Here is a 19094-nt window from a genome sequence, read left to right as displayed (position 1 = left end):
CGAGGATCGGCTGTTCTTGAAGCTGGTGCGATTAAATCGTACCATCGATCCGTGAAGAGCATCAGGAGCCTATCATGGGACAGGTCGACAAACGCAGCATCACGCTGTCGCCGGAACTGGCGCAGGCGGTGGATGATGCGGTCGCCGCCGGCGAATATGCGTCGGCGAGCGAGGTGATCCGTGATGCGCTCAGGCAATGGAAAGACCGGCGCGACCTGCATGGCTATACGGTCGAGGAATTGCGCAAACTTGTGCAGGAAGGGATTCGACAGCGGGCCCGCTCTTGAGGGGCCGCCGATTATCGAACGAGCGCGCGCCAGATATCTCAAAATGGCAGAGGCAAAAAGCTCTTAGCCGATTTTGTCAGCCGCCAATCTTGTCCAGCGACGTCTCGATCGCCTTCCAGAGTTCTTCCACCGGCTCGCAGCCTACCGAGAGGCGCACGAAGCCGGCGGGAACCGCATCGCCTCGCTTCAAGCGCCGCTCGGCAGAGGTGTGGACGCCGCCGAAGGATGTCGCGGCTTCGATCAGGTCGCAATTGTTGATGAAATCCTCTGCCTTGTCCTCCGATGCGAGCTCGAAAGAGATGAGAAAGCCGAAGCGCTCCATCTGGGCGCGAGCAAGGTTATGCGACGGATCGCTTTCCAGCCCGGGGAACCGCAGGCCGCTGATCGCGCGGTGGTCCTTCAGCCGCCGCGCGATCACATCCGCCGAGGAACACATGCGATCGAAGCGCACGTCCAGTGTCTCCAAGCCGCGATGCACCAGCCAAGCTTCGAACGGACCGGGAATGCTGCCGGAAACCTCGCGCCAGCCGGTCACGGCGGCGATGATTTCGGCATTGCGGCTGGCGACATGGCCGAACAGCACATCGGAATGGCCATTGGGCGCCTTGGTGTCGGCGGCAATGACGATGTCGGCGCCATGGTCGAGTGGGCGCTGGCCGAAGGGTGTCATCGTCGTGTTGTCGACCACCAGCAGCGCGCCGGCTTTGTGAACAGCATCGGCGACGGCCGCGATGTCGCAGATATCCAGCCCCGGATTGGCGGGGGTTTCGACGAAGGCGAGGCGGTACCCTTCGAAGCCGCCATCGAGGAAGGTCGAGGTCGGCCTGACATCGTAGGTGACGCCAAGGGGCTTCAGGAAGCGTTCGGCCAAAGCCCGCGTCGTGTGATAGCCGTCCGAAGGCAGCAGGATACGATCGCCGGCCTTGAGCACGGCAAAAAATGCTGCCGAGATCGCCGCCATTCCCGAAGGAAAGGCGACGCAGGGCGCGTCCTCCAGATGGGCCAGCATATGTTCGACCGCATCCCAGGTCGGGTTGCTGAAGCGGCCGTACTGGTTGAAACCGGTGGCGTCGCCGGGCGCGTGAAAAATGGCGGCCATGGTCAGGGGCAGAGGGATGGAATCGCCCATGGCAAGCCCGCTGCTACGCAGATGGGATAGTGCTGCAGCGCGACTGTTCGCTGTTTCAGACATCGATTCTCAAATCCTTTGGTGACCGACCGGATGCGGCGAAACGCTATGCCGGGTAGCGCCTCGCGGCAAGGCGCGTCTGGTTGGGCCAGGCGCCTCTAAACCCTTCGTTAGGCTTAATGATCCATAAAGACGAGATGTGACGTCAAGGCTGCTCTCGTTGGTCGCGGCGTGCGTGTTTGTGAAGCCCTTCCCGTTGACGCCCATAGCACCCCATGATATCCCATACAGACATCAAAGCCTTCGTTCCGCGTCAGGGTAAAGCGTACGCCAATCGGGCAGCCGCGGCGGCTGCGCGTTTGCCGGTTTTTGCCCGTGCCAACGAGATTGATGCGGGGCAGCGAACGTGCCGCGGCGGCGCGTACGACACGATGAAGAGGGGTGCGGCGGCGCAAGCGGCCGTGGCATTTAATGGACCGGTTTCTCTCGAACACGGTGAGCAGGATCGATGCGAAGGGACGGGTATCCGTTCCGGCGCATTTCCGCGCCGTTGTGCAGAAGCGCGGCTATTCGGAACTCTATGCGCTGCGCTGCCTGGATTTGCCGGCGATGGATGTCGGCGGGCTCGACCTGCTCGACCGCTACGAGCAGCGCATCGCACTCGAGGATCCCTTCCTGCAGACGGCGGACGATATGTCATTCTTCTGCCATGGCGACGGAACATTCTTGAAACTCGACCAGGACGGTCGCATCACGATGAGCGATTTTATTCGCGAACACACCGGCATTTCGGCGGAAGTGGCCTTTGTCGGACGAGGCAATTTCTTTCAGGTCTGGGAGCCGGGACGGCTTGCTGCCTATGGGGCGCAGGCGCGGGCTCGGCTTTTGCAGCTTCGGCAGGGGACGAAGGCTGGGGAGCTATCGGAATGACGGTGGGCCACGGCGATGACCTTCCTCACGCCGCAGATGGGCACGCCGTTGGCGGATCGGCCCGCCACATTCCGGTCCTCGTTGGCGAAGTGCTGGAAGCACTGTCGCCAGCGGAGGGCGACATCATCATCGACGGCACGTTCGGCGCCGGCGGTTACACCAGGGCCATTCTGGCGACGGGCGCCTCCGTGGTGGCGATCGACCGCGATCCGGATGCCATCGCCGCCGGGCGCGATCTCGAGGCGCAGTCGGGCGGCCGCCTGCGGCTGGTGCAGGCGCCGTTCTCGACGCTGGACGAACATGTCGAGAGTGCCGACGGCGTCGTGCTCGACATCGGTGTGTCCTCGATGCAGCTCGACCAGGCCGAGCGCGGGTTTTCGTTCCGCGCCGACGGGCCGCTCGACATGCGCATGGCGCAGGCGGGTTTGAGCGCTGCCGACGTCGTCAACAGCTTCAAGCCGGGTGATCTCGCCCGCATCTTCGGCTTCCTCGGCGAGGAGCGTCATGCCGGGCGCATCGCCCGCATGATCGAGGCTCGCCGCGAAAAGCGTCCGTTCGAGCGCACGCTGGAACTGGCCGATGCCATCGAGACGCATATCGGCCGTGCGCCGAAGGACAAAATCCATCCGGCGACGCGCGTTTTCCAGGCGCTGCGCATCTTCGTCAATGACGAGCTTGGCGAACTGGCCAAGGCCTTGTTCGCGGCCGAGCGTGCGCTGAAGCCGGGCGGACGGCTCGCCGTGGTGACGTTCCATTCGCTGGAAGACCGCATCGTCAAGCGTTTCATCGCCGACCGTGCCGACGTCGCGACCGGCTCGCGTCACCTGCCCGAGGCTCATGCGCGCACCGCGACCTTCCGCAAGGCGGGCGGCGGCGTGACTGCCGGCGATGCCGAGGTGGCGGCCAATCCGCGCGCCCGTTCGGCCAGGCTTCGCGCGGCAATCCGCACCGAGGCGCCGGCGCGCAGCAGCGACTTTTCGATTTTCGGCCTTCCAAAGCTTCCCGGTATCGACCGGCCGGGGGAGAGGTAAGCACGTGTTTCGTACCAGCGACATCGTCCTGATCGCCGTCATGGTTGGGGCGGCCGCCCTTACCTACAAGGCCAAGCGCGAGGCCGAGGAACAATTGGCTTCGGTGCAGAAGATCCATGCGCAGATCCGCTATGAGGAGGACACGATCGACCTGCTCAAGGCTGACTGGAGCCTGCTCACCCAGCCATCGCGGCTGCAGAAGCTGACCGAACTCTACAAGTCACAGCTCGAACTCGAGCCGGTTAGCGCTCGCCAGATCGTCGGCATCGGCGACCTGCCGGCCAAATCCCTGGACATCCAGGACATCCTGTCCGGACGCCAGGGCGGCATGGCCGACGATTCCGATCAAGCGCCTCCTGGCAGCAAGGATCCCGTGGTGACCGGAGGCATCGCCCAATGATCGGCAAACTGCTGAAGCGTCGCGTGAGGACGGGTGAAGGCGGTTCGATCGTCGTCGAGGGCGCCCGCAAGGCGACCGGCGGCAAGGGCAGGACGCGCATCGTCATGACGATGGCGGTGTTCTTCGGGATCTTCTCGACGATTTCCGGGCGCCTGGTCTATCTCGGCTTCCAGACCCCGGACATGTCGGGCGGTCCGCAAAGCCGGGTGACGGCATCGCGGCCCGACATTGTCGACCGCAACGGCGAAGTTCTGGCGACGGACATCAAGACGGCGTCGCTGTTTGCCGAGCCGCGCCGCATCGTAGACGCCGACGAGGCGATCGAGAAGCTGTCGACGGTGCTTCCGGACATCGACTATGAGCAGACCTACCATAAGCTGAAGAGCGGTGCTGGTTTCGTCTGGCTGCAGCGGCAACTGACCCCCAAGCAGCAGTCCGACATCATGCAGCTCGGCATTCCCGGCTTCGGTTTCCGCACCGAGAAGCGCCGCTTCTATCCGAGCGGCGAGACCTCGTCCTACATTGTCGGGCTAACCAACATCGACAACCAGGGCATTTCCGGCATGGAGAAATATGTCGATGAGCAGGGTTTGAGCGACCTGCAGGCATCGGGCCTCGCGGTGGCCAAGGATCTCAAGCCGGTGAGGCTTTCGATCGATCTGCGCGTCCAGCATGTGGTGCGCGACGAGATCGCCGCCGGCTTGGAGCGCTATCGCGCCATGGGCGCTGGCGCCGTTGTGCTCAACGTCAAGACCGGCGAAGTGGTGGCCATGGCCTCGGTCCCGGATTTTGATCCTAACAATCCTTATAATGCGCAAGACAAGGACCGGCTGAACCGGATGTCGGCAGGCCTCTACGAGATGGGCTCGACCTTCAAGAGCTTTACCTCTGCCATGGCGCTCGATTCGGGCAAGGCGACGATGGCGAGCCGCTTCGATGCTTCGCATCCAATCCGGGTCGGCCATCAGGCCATTCACGACTTCCACGGCAAGAACCGTGTGCTGTCGTTGCCGGAGGTGTTCCTCTATTCGTCCAACATCGGGTCGGCCAGGGAGGCCGAAATGGTCGGCATCGCGGGGCACCGCGAATTCCTGCATCGCCTTGGAATTTTGGATAAGATGCAGACCGAACTGCCGGAAGTCGCCCGCCCGACTGAACCGAAGGTCTGGAAACAGGTCAATTCGTTCACCATCGCCTTCGGTCACGGCGTGTCGACGACGCCGCTGCAAGCGGCTGTCGGCTGCGCCGCGCTGATGAATGGCGGCTTCCTGATGAACCCCACCTTCCTGATCCGTACACAGGAAGAAGCGATGGCCATGGCCAAGAAAGTGGTCAGCGAAAAGACGGTCGACGGCATGCGCTACCTGTATACGCTCAACGCGGAGAAGGGCTCGGCCAGAAACGCCAGAGTGCCCGGCTATCGCGTTGGCGGTAAGACCGGAACAGCCGAGAAGGTCATCAATGGCCGCTACTCGAAGGAATTGAATTTCAATACATTCGTCGCCGCCTTTCCGATGGACGATCCACAATACCTGGTGTTTACGATTGCCGACGCCCCGCACCCCGAAAAGCCTGGCATGACAGACGTCGCGGCATCGAACGCGGGCGTTATGGCGGGCAACATTATCCGGCGTGCGGCTGCCATGCTTGGCGTGAAGCCAGATTTCAGCCATGAAAATGGTGCAACGCTGGTTTCCTATCAGTGATTCTTAGGGCGCGCCGGTAACTGCGCGCTATTTTGTTGCGGTGAACGGGGTTCGATGAAACTAAGAGACCTAGCCGGTATCCTGCCAGTCGAAGGAACAACTTCCGCCGATCTGGAGGTCATCGGGATTTCGTCGGATTCCCGCCAGGTAAGATCGGGCGTTGTCTTTTTTGCGCTCGCCGGAACCAAGGCCGATGGTGCCGTTTATGCCGCCGATGCCGCCGCGCGTGGTGCGGTCGCGATTGTGGCTGCCAAGGGCAGCGCCATTGCTGGACTGTCGGTTCCGGTATTGGCGGTCGACGATCCGCGCCTGGCACTGGCGCTGAGTGCGGCCCGCTATTTCGGCAAGCAGCCGCAGACCATGATCGCGGTAACCGGTACCAGCGGCAAGACATCGGTCGCTGCCTTCACCAGGCAGATCTGGGAGCAGGCGGGTTATGCCGCCGCTTCGATCGGCACCACCGGCGTGGTAGCTCCGGGCCGCAACGATTATGGCTCGCTGACGACGCCCGATCCGGTCGCCTTGCACCAATTGCTGCGGGAATTGGCCGATGCCGGCGTCACCCACGCCTCCATGGAAGCCTCCAGCCATGGGCTCGACCAGCGCCGCCTCGACGGTGTGAAGCTGGCGGCCGGCGGGTTCACCAATCTCGGTCGCGACCATATGGACTACCATCCGACCATCGCGGACTATCACCAGGCCAAATTGCGGCTGTTCGACACGCTGCTGCCGAAGGGCGCGCCGGCCGTGATCTTCGCCGACGATCCATGGTCGGCGCCGACGATCCAGGCGGCGCGGGCCGCCGGGCTCGAGGCGCTGACGGTTGGCCGCCATGGCGATTTCCTCAGGTTGAAGCGGGTCGAGCACGAGCGCCACCGCCAGCGCGCCGAGGTCGAGGCCGACGGCGTGCTCTATGAGGTCGACTTGCCGCTGGCCGGCGATTTCCAGATATCGAACGCGCTGGTTTCGGCAGGGCTTGCCATTTCCACGGGAACGCCCGTCGCCAAGACCTTGATGGCGTTGGAGAAACTGAAGGGTGCGCCCGGCCGGCTCGACCTCGTCGGCACCACCGCGAATGGCGCGCCGGTCTATGTCGATTATGCCCACAAACCGGACGCGCTGGAAAACGTGCTGGCCTCGGTGCGCCCGTTCACCACTGGTCGCGTCATCGTCGTGTTCGGCTGCGGCGGCGACCGCGACCGGGGAAAAAGGCCGATCATGGGGGAGATCGCGACGCGGCTTGCCGATGTCGTGATCGTGACCGACGACAATCCGCGATCGGAAGTACCGGAAACAATCCGCGCGGCGATCCTCGCCGCTGCTCCTGGTGCCATAGAGATAGGCGACCGGCGCCAGGCGATCCGCGAGGCGGTCGCCATGCTGCATGCCGGCGACACGCTGATCGTAGCCGGCAAGGGCCACGAGGAAGGCCAGACGATCGGCTCCGAGACCTTGCATTTCTCCGATCATGAGGAAGTTCGCGCAGCACTCGTAGAGCGTGCCGCATGAGCTTGTTGTGGACCTCCGAGGCGCTGGTCACCGCCATGGACGGGCGGCCGCTCGGGCCGATGCCGGACGGCATATCGGGTATTTCAATCGACAGCCGCAGCCTACAGCCCGGCGACGCCTTCTTCGCCATCAAGGGCGAGGCGATGGACGGGCATGACTTCGTCACGTCAGCCATCAAAGCCGGCGCCGGGGTTCTGGTGGTAGCCGAAGGCAAGCTGCCGTCGCTCGGCCGGCTGACGGCGCCGATCATCGTCGTCGATGATGTGCTGGTCGCGCTGGAAAAGCTCGGAGTAGCCTCCCGCGCGCGCTCCCAAGCCAAAATCATCGCGGTGACCGGTTCGGCTGGCAAGACCACCACCAAGGAAGCGCTGCGTCATGTGCTGCAAGCCGTCGGCAAGACGCATGCCTCGGCGCAGTCGTTCAACAATCACTGGGGCGTGCCGCTGACATTGGCGCGCATGCCCGCCGATTGCGACTATGCCGTTTTCGAAATCGGCATGAACCATCCTGACGAGATACGGCCGCTGGTGAAAATGGTGAGGCCGCATGTCGCCATCGTGACCATGATCGCGGCCGCCCACCTTGGCTTCTTCCGCAACCTGGACGAGATCGCCAAGGCCAAGGCCGAGATTTTCGAAGGGCTGGAGCCTAACGGTGCCGCTGTCCTCAACCGCGACGATGCGCGCTTCAAGATTCTCGACAAAATGGCGCATGCCGCCGGCGTCGAGCACGTCTACGGTTTCGGCGAGAATGCGCGTTCGACCTTCAAGCTGGTCCAATGCGAACTGCACGCCGATCATTCCGACATCAGTGCCAGGATCAGCGGCCACGAAGTGTCGGCTCGGATCGGTGCGCCCGGCCGCCATATGGTGCAGAACGTGCTGGCGGTGCTGGGGGCGGCGCATCTGATCGGGGCCGATGTCGACAAAGTGGCCCTGGCACTGGCCGATCTCTCGGCCGAGCGCGGGCGCGGCAAGCGCCATGTGCTGCGCCACCCCGGTGGCTCGACTTCGAGCCATCCCGGTGGCTCGACTTCTAGCTACCCCGGCGGGCCGATCACGCTGATCGACGAGAGCTACAACGCCAATCCGGCGTCGATGGCTGCCGCGATGGCATTGCTCAACGCGACGCCGGTGACGGGCGAGGGCCGCCGCATCGCCGTGCTCGGCGACATGCTCGAACTCGGCGACCATTCGGCCAAGCTGCATGCCGCTCTCGCCGACCTTATCGTTGGCACCGGGACGCAGACCGTCTTCCTCGGTGGCCCTGAAATGCGGGCACTGGCCGAGATACTGCCCGGCGAAGTCAAGACGGAATACCGTGCCGGTGTCGAGGAACTGAAGCCGGTGCTGCTGGCCGCGCTGAGGCCAGGCGACGTGGTGATGATCAAATCGTCGAAAGGCATCGGCTTTGCAAAACTGGTCGATGCGGTGCTGGGCAAATTCCCGCCTGAATCGACAACCAGAAAACAGACCCAGGTCGGGGGACGATAACGCATGTTCACATTACTCGTCGATTTTGCGGACAAGATCTCGGCCTTCAACGTCTTCCGCTACATCACCTTCCGCACCGGCGGGGCGTTGATCACGTCGGCGCTGATCGTCTTCATCTTCGGACCGACCATCATCAATTCGCTGCGCCTGCGGCAAGGCAAGGGCCAGCCGATCCGGGCTGACGGGCCGCAGACGCATTTCAAGAAGGCTGGTACGCCGACCATGGGCGGCCTGATGATCCTGTCCGGCATCATAGGCTCGTCGCTGCTGTGGGCGAACCTGTCGAGCATCTACGTCTGGGTGGTGCTGCTGGTGACTGTGGGCTTCGGCTCGATCGGCTTCTACGACGACTATCTCAAGGTGACCAAGCAGTCGCATCTCGGCTTTTCCGGCAAGGCGCGGCTGGCGCTCGAATTCGTCATCGCCGGCATTGCCGCATGGGTGATCATGCATAACGGCCAGGCGCCGTTCTCCTCGTCGCTGACATTTCCCTTCGCCAAGGAATTCATCGTCAATCTCGGCTGGTTCTTCATTCCGTTCTCCTGCTTCGTCATCGTCGGTGCCGGCAATGCGGTGAACCTGACCGACGGCCTGGACGGGCTGGCGATCGTGCCTATCATGATCGCGGCGGCCTCCTTCGGCGTCATCGCCTATCTCTCCGGCAACGCTGTCTTCGCCGAATATCTGCAGATCCATTTCGTGCCCGGCACCGGCGAACTGGCGGTCGTGCTTGGCGCGGTCATCGGTGCCGGCCTCGGCTTTCTCTGGTTCAACGCGCCACCGGCGGCGATCTTCATGGGCGACACCGGTTCGCTGGCCATGGGTGGCCTGATCGGCACCGTGGCGGTAGCCACCAAACACGAGATCGTGCTTGTCATCGTCGGCGGATTGTTCGTCGTGGAAATCCTGTCGGTCATCATCCAGGTCGGCTACTTCAAGATGACCGGCAAGCGGGTGTTCCTGATGGCGCCGATCCACCATCATTTCGAAAAGCTGGGCTGGACCGAAAGCCAGGTGGTGATCCGCTTCTGGATCATCGCCGTCATCCTGGCGCTGGTCGGCCTGTCAACCCTGAAGCTGAGATAGGAGTCCGCTTGATCCCCGCCGCATCCTTTTCAGGCAGGCGCGTTTCGCTCTTCGGGCTCGGTGGTTCGGGGATTGCGACGGCGCGCGCGCTTATCGAGGGCGGCGCGGATGTGCTGGCCTGGGACGACAATCCCGAAAGCGTCGCCAAGGCCGCCGCCACCGGGATTGCAACAGCCGATCTGCGCGGCGCCGACTGGGCGAAGTTCTCAGCCTTCGTGCTGTCGCCGGGTGTACCGCTGACGCATCCCAAGCCGCATTGGACGGTGGAGCTGGCGCGCGGTTCGGGTGTCGAGATCATCGGCGACATCGAGCTTTTCTGCCGAGAACGGATGCTCAAGGCGCCGATATCGCCCTTCATCGCCATCACCGGCACCAACGGCAAGTCGACGACGACCGCGCTGACGGCGCATATCCTGAAAGCGGCGGGACGAGACGCCCAGATGGGCGGCAACATCGGCCGCGCGGTGATGACGCTCGATCCGCCTGAGCCCGATCGGCACTATGTGGTCGAATGCTCGTCCTACCAGATCGACCTCGCGCCTTCGATCAACCCGACGGCCGGAATCCTGCTCAATCTAACCCCCGACCATCTCGACCGTCACGGCACCATGCAGCACTACGCCTCAATCAAGGAACGGCTGGTGGCCGGCAGCGAGACGGCAATCGTCGGCATCGACGATTCCTGGTGCGCGCAGATCGCCGAGCGGCTGGAGCGGGCGGGGCGGCATGTCATCCGGATTTCCAAGCGGCTGCCGCTGACCGACGGCTATTTCGCCGACGGCAGCTACCTGATGGAAGCTGTGCATGGCCGCTACAGCCGCGTCGCTTTCCTCGAAGGCATCGGCTCGCTGCGAGGCCAGCACAATGCGCAGAACGCGCTGGCTGCCGTCGCCGCCTGCCTCAAGGTCGGACTGGAGCTCGGCGAGATCCAGTCGGGGTTGGAGAGCTTTCCCGGCCTCGCCCATCGCATGGAGCAGGTCGGCCGCAAGGACCATGTGCTGTTCATCAACGATTCCAAGGCGACCAACGCCGATGCGGCGGCACCGGCGCTGTCCAGCTTTGCGCGCATCTACTGGATCGCCGGCGGCCTGCCCAAGGAAGGCGGCATCGAGCCGTTGCGCGGTTTCTTTCCGCGGATCGCCAAGGCCTATCTGATCGGCGAGGCCGCCCCCGCCTTTTCGGCGACGCTGGGTGAGGCCGTGCCCTACGAAATTTCAGGAACGCTGGCCGCGGCGGTCGAGCACGCCTCGCATGATGCGGCACTGGACGACAGCGGCGAGGCGGTGGTGCTGTTGTCGCCGGCCTGCGCCAGTTTCGACCAGTTCAAGAATTTCGAAGTCCGCGGCGAAGCCTTCAGGCAAGCTGCGTATGCTATCGAGGGCGTGAAACCCATTGGAGGGACACGATAATGCAAAGCCGTCTCGACAAAAGTCCGGTTGCGACCTGGTGGTGGACGATCGATCGCTGGTTCCTGGCGGCGTTCCTGTCGCTGATGGGGCTCGGCATCGTGCTGTCCTTTGCCGCCAGCCCGGCAGTGGCCGAACGCATCGGTCTCGACAGTTTCCACTTCGCCACCAGGCAGATCATCTTCACGGTGCCGGCGCTTGGCGTGATGCTGGCCGTGTCGTTCCTCGATTCCCGGCAGATCCGGCGCATGGCGCTGATCATGCTTTGCCTGATGCTGGTGCTGATGGTCGCGGTGCTCTATGTCGGCGTCGAGGTGAAGGGCGCGCGCCGCTGGGTGTCGCTTGCCGGCCTGTCCATCCAGCCCTCTGAATTTCTGAAACCCGCCTTCGTCATCATGTGCGCGTGGCTGTTTGCCGAGCACAAGCGCCAGCCCGACATTCCGGGCAATCTGTTCGCCATGCTGTTGCTGGTGCTGGTCGTGTCGCTGCTGGTGGCGCAACCAGACCTGGGCCAGACCATGCTGACGACCGGCACCTGGGGCATCATGTTCTTCATGGCGGGTCTGCCCTGGCTGTGGATCGTCGCGCTGGGTGCCGCCGGCGTCGGCGGTGTCTTTGCCGCCTATACGGTGTTTCCGCACGTTGCCTTGCGCATCGACAAGTTCCTCACCGGCGAAGGCGACACGTTCCAGGTCGACATGGGGCGCGAGGCGCTGATCAATGGCGGCTGGTTTGGCGTCGGTCCGGGCGAAGGCACCGTCAAGCGGGTCATCCCGGACAGCCATGCCGACTTCGTCTTCTCGGTCGCCGGCGAAGAATTCGGATTGATCATGTGCTTCTTCATCATGTCGATCTTCGCCTTCATCGTTTTGCGGGGCCTCAACACGGCGCTGAAGGAGCATGACGATTTCACCCGTTATGCGGTCGGTGGCCTCGTCACCGTGTTCGGCCTGCAGGCCGTCATCAACATGTGCGTCAACCTGCAGCTTGTGCCGGCCAAGGGCATGACGCTGCCGTTCATCTCCTATGGCGGCTCCTCGCAGATCGCGATCGCAATCTCGATGGGCATGGTGCTGGCTTTGACACGCAAGAGGCCGGAGAAGCGCAAGCAGATGGGCTTTGCGCTGCCGCAGCGCGCGCTGCCGGCGGAGTGATATGGCCAGAGGCATCATCCTTCTCGCGGCGGGCGGAACCGGTGGGCATCTTTTCCCGGCCGAAGCGCTGGCGCACGAGCTGAACGAGCGCGGCTGGTCGGTGCACCTGGCAACCGACGACCGTGCCGAACGGTTCGCCGGCCATTTTCCGGCCGCCGCCGTCCATCCGATCCAGTCGGCGACGATGGGTTCGAAAAATCCGTTTGCCCTGCTTGGCGCTTTCTGGAAAATCTGGCGCGGCGTGCGCCAGGCCTCCGCCATCATCGCCAGGATCAAGCCGGATGCCGTCGTCGGCTTCGGCGGCTACCCGACCCTGCCGCCGCTCTACGCGGCGACGCGGCGTAAGGTGCCGACGCTGATCCATGAGCAGAACGCGGTGATGGGCCGCGCCAACCGGGCGCTGGCCGGGCGTGTCGATGCGATCGCCGGCGGCTTCCTGCCGCAGGACACCAGTGCCGCCGGCGCCAAGACGGTGACGACGGGCAATCCGGTCAGGCCTGCCGTGCTGGAAGCGGCCAACACGCCCTATGCGGCGTCGGTCGGGGAACAGCCGTTCCGCCTGCTGGTGTTCGGCGGCAGCCAGGGCGCCCAGTTCTTTTCCGACGCCGTGCCGGGGGCGATTGCGCTGCTTTCCGATGCCCAGCGCAAGCGGCTGGTGATCACGCAGCAGGCGCGCGCGGATGACGTGGCGCGGGTCAAGGCTGCCTATGCCGCCCTCGGCGTAGCCGTCGAGGTTTCGCCGTTCTTCACCGACATGGCGGTACGCATGGCGGCGGCGCATCTGGTGATCTCGCGTTCCGGCGCTTCGACAGTCTCGGAGATCGCCGTTATCGGCCGGCCGGCACTGCTGGTGCCTTACCCGCACGCGCTCGACCACGACCAAGCGGCGAATGCAGCGGCCCTTGCCGCCGCCGGCGGTGGCGAAGTGCACCCGCAATCCTCGCTTTCGCCCGAACGCATCGCAGCCCTCGTCGGCGGGCTAATGGACGCCCCCGAGCGGCTGGCGGCGATGGCCGCGGGCGCGAAATCGGCGGGCAGGCCCGACGCGGCACGGTTGCTCGCCGATCTCACAGAGGCTATTGCGTCCAAAAAAGCCGTTTCGGATTTCAGGAAGGGGACGCAAGCATGAAGATGCCGCAGACCATAGGCCTTGTGCATTTCATCGGCATTGGCGGCATCGGCATGAGCGGCATCGCCGAAGTGCTGCACAATCTCGGCTACAAGGTGCAAGGCTCCGACCAGGCCGAGAGCGCCAATGTCCAGCGGCTGCGCGACAAGGGCATCGAATGCTTTGTCGGCCACAAGCCCGAAAACCTCGGCGATGCCGAGGTTGTGGTCGTCTCGACGGCAATCAAGAAATCCAATCCGGAACTCAAGGCCGCGCGCGAAAAGCTGCTGCCGATCGTGCGCCGGGCCGAGATGCTGGCCGAGCTGATGCGCTTCCGCCAGGCGGTGGCCATCGGCGGCACGCATGGCAAGACGACGACGACCTCGATGGTGGCGACCCTGCTCGATGCCGGCGGGCTCGATCCGACCGTCATCAATGGCGGCATCATCAATGCCTACGGCACCAACGCCCGCATGGGCGATGGTGAGTGGATGGTGGTGGAGGCCGACGAGAGCGACGGCACCTTCCTGAAGCTGCCGGCCGAGATCGCGGTCGTCACCAACATCGATCCCGAGCATCTCGATCACTATGGTAGCTTCGACAAAGTGCGCGAGGCGTTCCGCCAGTTCGTCGAAAACGTGCCGTTCTATGGTTTTGGCGTGATGTGCACCGATCATCCCGAGGTGCAGGCGCTGGTCAGCCGTATCGAGGACCGCCGCATCGTCACCTATGGCGAGAACGCGCAGGCCGATGTGCGCTTCACCAACCATCGCATGGCGGGTGCCATTTCGGAATTCGACGTGGTGATCCGCGACCGCAAGACCGGCGACCAGACGACGATAGCAGGCCTGCGCCTGCCGATGCCCGGCCGTCACAACGTCTCCAACGCGACCGCCGCGATCGCGGTCGCGCATCAGCTCGGCCTGTCGGCCGAGGCGATCAAGAGGGGCTTGTCGTCCTTCGCCGGCGTCAAGCGCCGCTTTACCCATACCGGCTCGTGGAACGGCGTGGACGTGTTCGACGATTACGGCCACCATCCGGTCGAGATCTCTGCGGTGCTGAAGGCGGCGCGCAGCGCCACCAAGGGGCGCGTCATCGCCATCGCCCAGCCGCATCGCTTCACCCGTCTGCATGATCTGTTCAACGAGTTTTCCGCCTGCTTCAACGACGCCGACACGGTGATGGTGGCGCCGGTCTATGCGGCCGGCGAGGAGCCGATCGAAGGCGTCAGCTCGGACGCGCTGGTGTCGCGCATCCGCGCCGGCGGCCATCGCGATGCGCGTTACATCGAGGGTCCGGTGGCGATTGCGCCCATCATCCGCGAGCTGGCCAAACCAGGCGATTTCGTGGTCTTCCTTGGCGCCGGCAACATCACCCAATGGGCCTATGCGTTGCCCAAGGAGCTTGGCGGGACCGTCTCATGATGCACGGCCAGGCCCTGATCGACAGACTTGGCGACCGGCTTGCCGGCTTGCGCGGGCGCGTCACGCCGAATGCCGAGATGGACAAGATCACCTGGTTCCGTGCGGGTGGTCTGGCGGAAGTGCTGTTCCAGCCGGCGGACGAAGAGGACCTTGCCACGTTCCTCAAAGCCGTTCCGGAGGAAATACCGCTGACCATCGTCGGCGTCGGATCCAACCTTCTGGTCCGTGACGGCGGCATTCCGGGCTTTGTCATCAGGCTTTCGGCCAAGGGGTTTGGCGAAGCGGAAGTCATTTCGCCAATCAGGATCAAGGCCGGCGCGGCCACGCCCGACAAGCGCGTCGCCGCGGTGGCGCTCGAGGCCGGCATTGGCGGGTTTCATTTCTACCATGGCATTCCGGGCGCCGTCGGCGGCGCACTGCGGATGAATGCCGGTGCCAATGGCGTCGAGACGCGCGAGCGCGTCGTCGAGGTGCGCGCGCTCGACCGCAAGGGCAATGTGCAGACGCTCAGCAATGCCGACATGGGCTACGCCTATCGTCATTCGGCGGCACCTGCCGGACTTATCTTTACCTCGGCCGTGTTGGAAGGCTTTGCCGAGGACAAGGCCGTGATCAAGGCAGCGATGGATGCCGTGCAGAACCACCGCGAGACCGTGCAGCCGATCCGCGAGAAGACCGGCGGCTCGACCTTCAAGAATCCGGAAGGCACGTCGGCCTGGAAGGAGATCGACAAGGCCGGCTGCCGCGGCCTGATGATCGGTGGTGCGCAGATGTCGCCGATGCATTGCAACTTCATGATCAACACGGGAACCGCGACCGGCTACGACCTTGAATATCTCGGCGAGACGGTGCGTACGCGGGTGCTGGAGAATTCCGGTATCCGGCTGCAATGGGAAATCAAGCGCATTGGCAATTTCCGGCCGGGACATGCCGTTCAGGAGTTTCTCGGACAGCTTCTTTAGCCCGCGTCGAACTTCATGTGACACATGAAGTTCGACGGTGCCAAAACGGCCCGCAACCGTTGCTCCGAAGACTCAACTGCACGCTTTTCGCATCATTTTCTCAGAAAGTGAATCTCTCGGAATCGTAAGTACTTGCCAGTGAATCAACTCTCTGATTCTCTGTTCGAAAGCGTTTCCTGATTTGAGTCGTTCGACGCGTCACCCGCGTTTTCCGTCTGGGGGGCAACCTGCCGGGAGACTCGGACTCAATGTTGCGGAAAATCTTGGTTTTTGGTCCGCCGTGAGAGGGGATACCGGGGAATGAAAAGCAAGCATGTGGCTGTCCTGCTGGGTGGTTTTTCGTCCGAGCGGCCCGTGTCTTTGTCTTCGGGAAAGGCTTGTGCTGATGCGCTCGAGCAGGAAGGCTACCCGGTCACCCGCGTCGATGTCGGGCGCGATGTCGGCTCCGTACTTGCCGAGCTCAAGCCCGATGTCGTCTTCAACGCGCTGCATGGTCCCTTTGGCGAGGACGGAACCGTCCAGGGCATCCTCGAGTATCTCGGCATTCCCTACACTCATTCCGGCGTGCTCGCCTCGGCTCTGGCCATGAACAAGGAGCAGGCCAAGCGGGTTGCCAAATCGGTCGGTATCCCGGTCGCTGAATCGAAGGTCGCCAGCCGCTTCGCCATTCAGAACAAGCACCCGATGAAGCCGCCCTATGTGGTCAAGCCGGTCAATGAAGGCTCGAGCTTCGGCGTCGTCATCGTGCATGAAGGTCAGTCGCATCCGCCGCAGGTGATCGGCTCTTCCGAATGGAAATATGGCGATACCGTCATGGTCGAGCGCTACATCCACGGCCGTGAGCTGACCTGTGCGGTGATGGGCGATGTGGCGCTGGGGGTCTGCGAGATCATCCCGACCGGCCATTCTTTCTACGACTATGATTCAAAATATGTCGCTGGGGGATCAAAGCACGAATGCCCCGCAAAAGTTTCACCGAATATTTACCAAAAAATACAAACACTGGCGCTTAAGGCTCACCAAGCGATCGGCTGTCGGGGCGTTTCCCGATCGGATTTCCGTTATGACGATCGGCATTCCGAAAACGGCGAGATTGTCTGGCTCGAGGTCAACACCCAGCCGGGTATGACGCCGACGTCCTTGGTGCCTGAAATCGCCGCCCAGGCCGGGCACTCGTTTGGCGATTTGTTAAGTTGGATGGTGGAGGACGCTTCGTGTCTGCGTTGAAATGGGGACAGGGTAAGGAGAGGAGCGCGGCCGAGCCGGCACTGTTCGGCCTGCCGTTGTCATCAGGCCATTTCGTGCTGCCGCGCGTGCTTCGCCGCCCTGTGCGTATTCTGGCCCGTCTCGGTGTTGGGGAATTCCAGGCGCCGCGCTTTTCCGCGGCGATGATGTCGGCCGTGCTGATCGCCTCGAGCAGTGCCTACGGCGCCTATCTTGGAGGCCACGTCGACGGCATCGTCCAGAGCATCACCGCCCGCACCGGCTTTGCCGTCGACCAGGTCAAGGTGGTCGGCAATCGGCAGACCTCGGAGATCGATATCCTCGACAGGCTCGAACTCGACGGCTGGACGTCGCTGATCGGCTTCGATGCGGCGGCGGCGCGCGAGCGGATTTCCGGCCTGCCATGGATCGAGGTCGCGGCGGTGCGCAAGGTCTATCCGCACACGCTGGAAGTGCGTGTCGAGGAGCGCGCCGCCTTCGCGCTTTGGCAGCAGGGTGACGAGCTGTCCGTCATCGAGAGGAATGGCGCCGTGATCGCGCCGTTCTCGGGCGGCAAGCAGGTGCTGCTGCCGCTGCTGATCGGCACCGGCGCCCCGGCGAGCGCGCCCGACTTTCTGGCCAAGATCGAAAAATATCCCGATCTCGCGAGCCGGATCAAAGGCTATGTCCGCGTCGGAGAAAGGCGTTGGGACCTGAAGCTCGACAATGGCATCACCGTCAAGCTTCCCGAGGATGGCGAGGATCAGGCACTCGCCGAACTCGTCAAGATGGATCATGAGAAGGGCCTGTTGTCGCGCGATATCGCCGCCGTCGACATGCGTCTGACCGACCGGCTGGTCGTGCAGTTGACGCCCGAGGCGGCGACGCAGCGCGAAGCCGCACTCAACGAAAAGCCCAAGAGCCTTAAGCACAAGCCGGAGACGAAGATATGAGCTGGCTTGGCGGTCATGGCGATGCCTCGTCGCGCCGGTCCGGCACCCTGACGGTGCTGGATGTCGGTTCGAGCAAGGTCTGCTGCATGGTGGCCAAGCTGAAGCCGAGTGATGACGGCAAGCTGCTGCGTGGCCGCTCCCACCGGATCCAGGTGATCGGCATCGGCCATCAGAAATCGCAAGGCGTGAAGTCCGGCGTCGTCGTCGATCTCGATCGTGCCGAGCATGCCATCCGCCTTTCCGTCGATGCGGCCGAGCGCATGGCTGGCCTGACGGTCGATTCGCTGATCGTCAACATGACCGCCGGCCGGCTGAAGAGCGAAGCCTTCTCCGCCACCATCAACCTTGGCGGCCACGAGGCCGACGAGGCCGATATCAAGCGCGTTCTGGGCGCCGGCGCCAAGCAGGCGCTGAAGGCCGAACGCGAGGTGATCCATTCGCTACCCGTCGGCTTCTCGCTGGATGCAGAACGCGGCGTGCGCGATCCGCGCGGCATGGTCGGCGACGCACTCGGTGTCGACATGCATGTGCTGACCGGCGATGCCGCTCCGATGCGCAACCTGGAGCTTTCCATCAACCGTTCGCATCTATCGGTCGAGCGCATGGTGGCGACACCCTATGCCAGCGGCTTGGCGGCCCTGGTCGACGACGAACTGGAAATGGGCGCTGCCTGCATCGACATGGGTGGCGGCACGACGACGATCTCGGTGTTTTCGGAAGGCAAGTTCGTCCATGGCGATGCCATCGCCATCGGCGGCAACCATGTCACGCTTGACATGGCCAAGGGGCTTTCGACCTCGCTCGATGCCGCCGAACGGCTGAAGGTGATGCATGGTTCGGCGCTGCCCGGCAGCGCCGACGACCGCGACCTAGTCTCGATCCAGCCGATCGGCGACGATGGCGATGTGCCTTTGCAGATCCCGCGCTCGGTGATGACGCGCATCGTGCGCGCCCGCATCGACGAGACGCTGGAACTGCTGCGCGATCGGCTGAACAAGTCCGGCTACGGCAATGCGGTGGGCAAGCGTGTCGTTCTGACCGGCGGCGCCAGCCAGCTTGCCGGCCTGCCGGAGGCAGCGCGCCGCATCCTGGGGCGTAATGTGCGCATCGGCCGTCCGCTCGGCGTGGCCGGCCTGCCCGAAGCGGCGAAGGGGCCGGCGTTCTCGGCCGCGGTGGGGCTTCTGATCTACCCGCAGATGGCGAGCTTCGAGAGCCATCCGGCAAAAGGAATTTCCGGTCTCAGAATGACTGGAACGGGCGGAAAACTGCATCGCATGAGTCAGTGGTTGAGAGACAGTTTCTAATTGACGGGG

The 19094-nt window shown here is 63.6% G+C and carries 16 protein-coding genes and 1 pseudogene; 16 read left to right on the top strand and 1 reads right to left on the bottom strand.

Going from position 1 to position 19094, the window contains the following annotated elements:
• The first annotated feature begins 74 nt into the window (after positions 1 to 74).
• Positions 75 to 354 (top strand): annotated as a pseudogene (locus NKJ90_RS15500) (type II toxin-antitoxin system ParD family antitoxin).
• 9 nt (positions 355 to 363) lie between these two features.
• Here NKJ90_RS15500 and NKJ90_RS15495 read toward each other — a convergent pair.
• Positions 364 to 1479, bottom strand: a complete 1116-nt coding sequence (locus tag NKJ90_RS15495; protein ID WP_023756999.1) for a cystathionine gamma-lyase — start codon at positions 1477 to 1479, stop codon at positions 364 to 366.
• 408 nt (positions 1480 to 1887) lie between these two features.
• Between NKJ90_RS15495 and mraZ the strand changes: the two genes are divergently transcribed.
• The 15 genes from mraZ to ftsA all read left to right on the top strand — a co-directional run bounded on the left by mraZ (position 1888) and on the right by ftsA (position 19085).
• Positions 1888 to 2346, top strand: coding sequence for a division/cell wall cluster transcriptional repressor MraZ (mraZ, locus tag NKJ90_RS15490; RefSeq protein WP_023757000.1), 459 nt, complete (start codon positions 1888 to 1890; stop codon positions 2344 to 2346).
• Complete coding sequence (gene rsmH, locus NKJ90_RS15485; RefSeq protein ID WP_023757001.1) at positions 2343 to 3377, top strand: 16S rRNA (cytosine(1402)-N(4))-methyltransferase RsmH; 1035 nt, start codon at positions 2343 to 2345, stop codon at positions 3375 to 3377. Before mraZ ends, rsmH begins: the two co-directional genes overlap by 4 nt.
• A 4-nt stretch (positions 3378 to 3381) precedes the next feature.
• Positions 3382 to 3777, top strand: a complete 396-nt coding sequence (gene ftsL, locus NKJ90_RS15480; protein ID WP_023757002.1) for a cell division protein FtsL — start codon at positions 3382 to 3384, stop codon at positions 3775 to 3777.
• Complete coding sequence (locus tag NKJ90_RS15475) at positions 3774 to 5483, top strand: peptidoglycan D,D-transpeptidase FtsI family protein (RefSeq protein WP_023757004.1); 1710 nt, start codon at positions 3774 to 3776, stop codon at positions 5481 to 5483. The genes ftsL and NKJ90_RS15475 overlap by 4 nt, the downstream gene beginning before the upstream one ends.
• Before the next feature lie 54 nt (positions 5484 to 5537).
• Positions 5538 to 6992, top strand: coding sequence for a UDP-N-acetylmuramoyl-L-alanyl-D-glutamate--2,6-diaminopimelate ligase (locus NKJ90_RS15470; protein ID WP_023757005.1), 1455 nt, complete (start codon positions 5538 to 5540; stop codon positions 6990 to 6992).
• On the top strand, positions 6989 to 8485 hold the full coding sequence (locus NKJ90_RS15465; RefSeq protein WP_023757006.1) for a UDP-N-acetylmuramoylalanyl-D-glutamyl-2,6-diaminopimelate--D-alanyl-D-alanine ligase: 1497 nt from the start codon (positions 6989 to 6991) through the stop codon (positions 8483 to 8485). Before NKJ90_RS15470 ends, NKJ90_RS15465 begins: the two co-directional genes overlap by 4 nt.
• A gap of 3 nt (positions 8486 to 8488) precedes the next feature.
• Positions 8489 to 9571 (top strand): phospho-N-acetylmuramoyl-pentapeptide-transferase, encoded by a 1083-nt coding sequence (gene mraY, locus NKJ90_RS15460; RefSeq protein WP_023757007.1) that lies wholly within the window; start codon positions 8489 to 8491, stop codon positions 9569 to 9571.
• Positions 9572 to 9579: 8 nt separating this feature from the next.
• A complete protein-coding gene (murD, locus tag NKJ90_RS15455; RefSeq protein ID WP_023757008.1) occupies positions 9580 to 10980 on the top strand; it encodes a UDP-N-acetylmuramoyl-L-alanine--D-glutamate ligase in 1401 nt (466 codons plus the stop codon).
• Positions 10980 to 12131 (top strand): putative lipid II flippase FtsW, encoded by a 1152-nt coding sequence (gene ftsW, locus NKJ90_RS15450; RefSeq protein WP_023757009.1) that lies wholly within the window; start codon positions 10980 to 10982, stop codon positions 12129 to 12131. The genes murD and ftsW overlap by 1 nt, the downstream gene beginning before the upstream one ends.
• A 1-nt stretch (position 12132) precedes the next feature.
• Positions 12133 to 13260 carry an undecaprenyldiphospho-muramoylpentapeptide beta-N-acetylglucosaminyltransferase gene (gene murG / locus NKJ90_RS15445; protein WP_023757010.1) on the top strand — a complete coding sequence of 376 codons (1128 nt, stop codon included), beginning with the start codon at positions 12133 to 12135 and terminating at the stop codon, positions 13258 to 13260.
• Positions 13257 to 14663: a UDP-N-acetylmuramate--L-alanine ligase gene (gene murC / locus NKJ90_RS15440; protein WP_023757011.1), complete on the top strand. Its 1407-nt coding sequence runs from the start codon at positions 13257 to 13259 to the stop codon at positions 14661 to 14663. The genes murG and murC overlap by 4 nt, the downstream gene beginning before the upstream one ends.
• Positions 14660 to 15625 (top strand): UDP-N-acetylmuramate dehydrogenase, encoded by a 966-nt coding sequence (murB, locus tag NKJ90_RS15435; protein ID WP_031259531.1) that lies wholly within the window; start codon positions 14660 to 14662, stop codon positions 15623 to 15625. The genes murC and murB overlap by 4 nt, the downstream gene beginning before the upstream one ends.
• Before the next feature lie 300 nt (positions 15626 to 15925).
• The gene (locus NKJ90_RS15430; RefSeq protein ID WP_023757013.1) at positions 15926 to 16852 is read left to right on the top strand and encodes a D-alanine--D-alanine ligase; all 927 of its coding nucleotides are present in this window, start codon (positions 15926 to 15928) and stop codon (positions 16850 to 16852) included.
• Positions 16840 to 17781, top strand: a complete 942-nt coding sequence (locus NKJ90_RS15425; RefSeq protein WP_023757014.1) for a cell division protein FtsQ/DivIB — start codon at positions 16840 to 16842, stop codon at positions 17779 to 17781. Before NKJ90_RS15430 ends, NKJ90_RS15425 begins: the two co-directional genes overlap by 13 nt.
• On the top strand, positions 17778 to 19085 hold the full coding sequence (ftsA, locus tag NKJ90_RS15420) for a cell division protein FtsA (protein WP_023757015.1): 1308 nt from the start codon (positions 17778 to 17780) through the stop codon (positions 19083 to 19085). Before NKJ90_RS15425 ends, ftsA begins: the two co-directional genes overlap by 4 nt.
• The last annotated feature ends 9 nt before the right edge of the window (positions 19086 to 19094 follow it).

Origin of the sequence: Mesorhizobium sp. M0051, from assembly GCF_040323235.1 — a bacterium.
GTDB lineage: Bacteria > Pseudomonadota > Alphaproteobacteria > Rhizobiales > Rhizobiaceae > Mesorhizobium.
The sequence above is the reverse complement of the archived record's forward strand: the minus strand, read 5'-3'. Positions and strand labels throughout refer to the sequence as shown.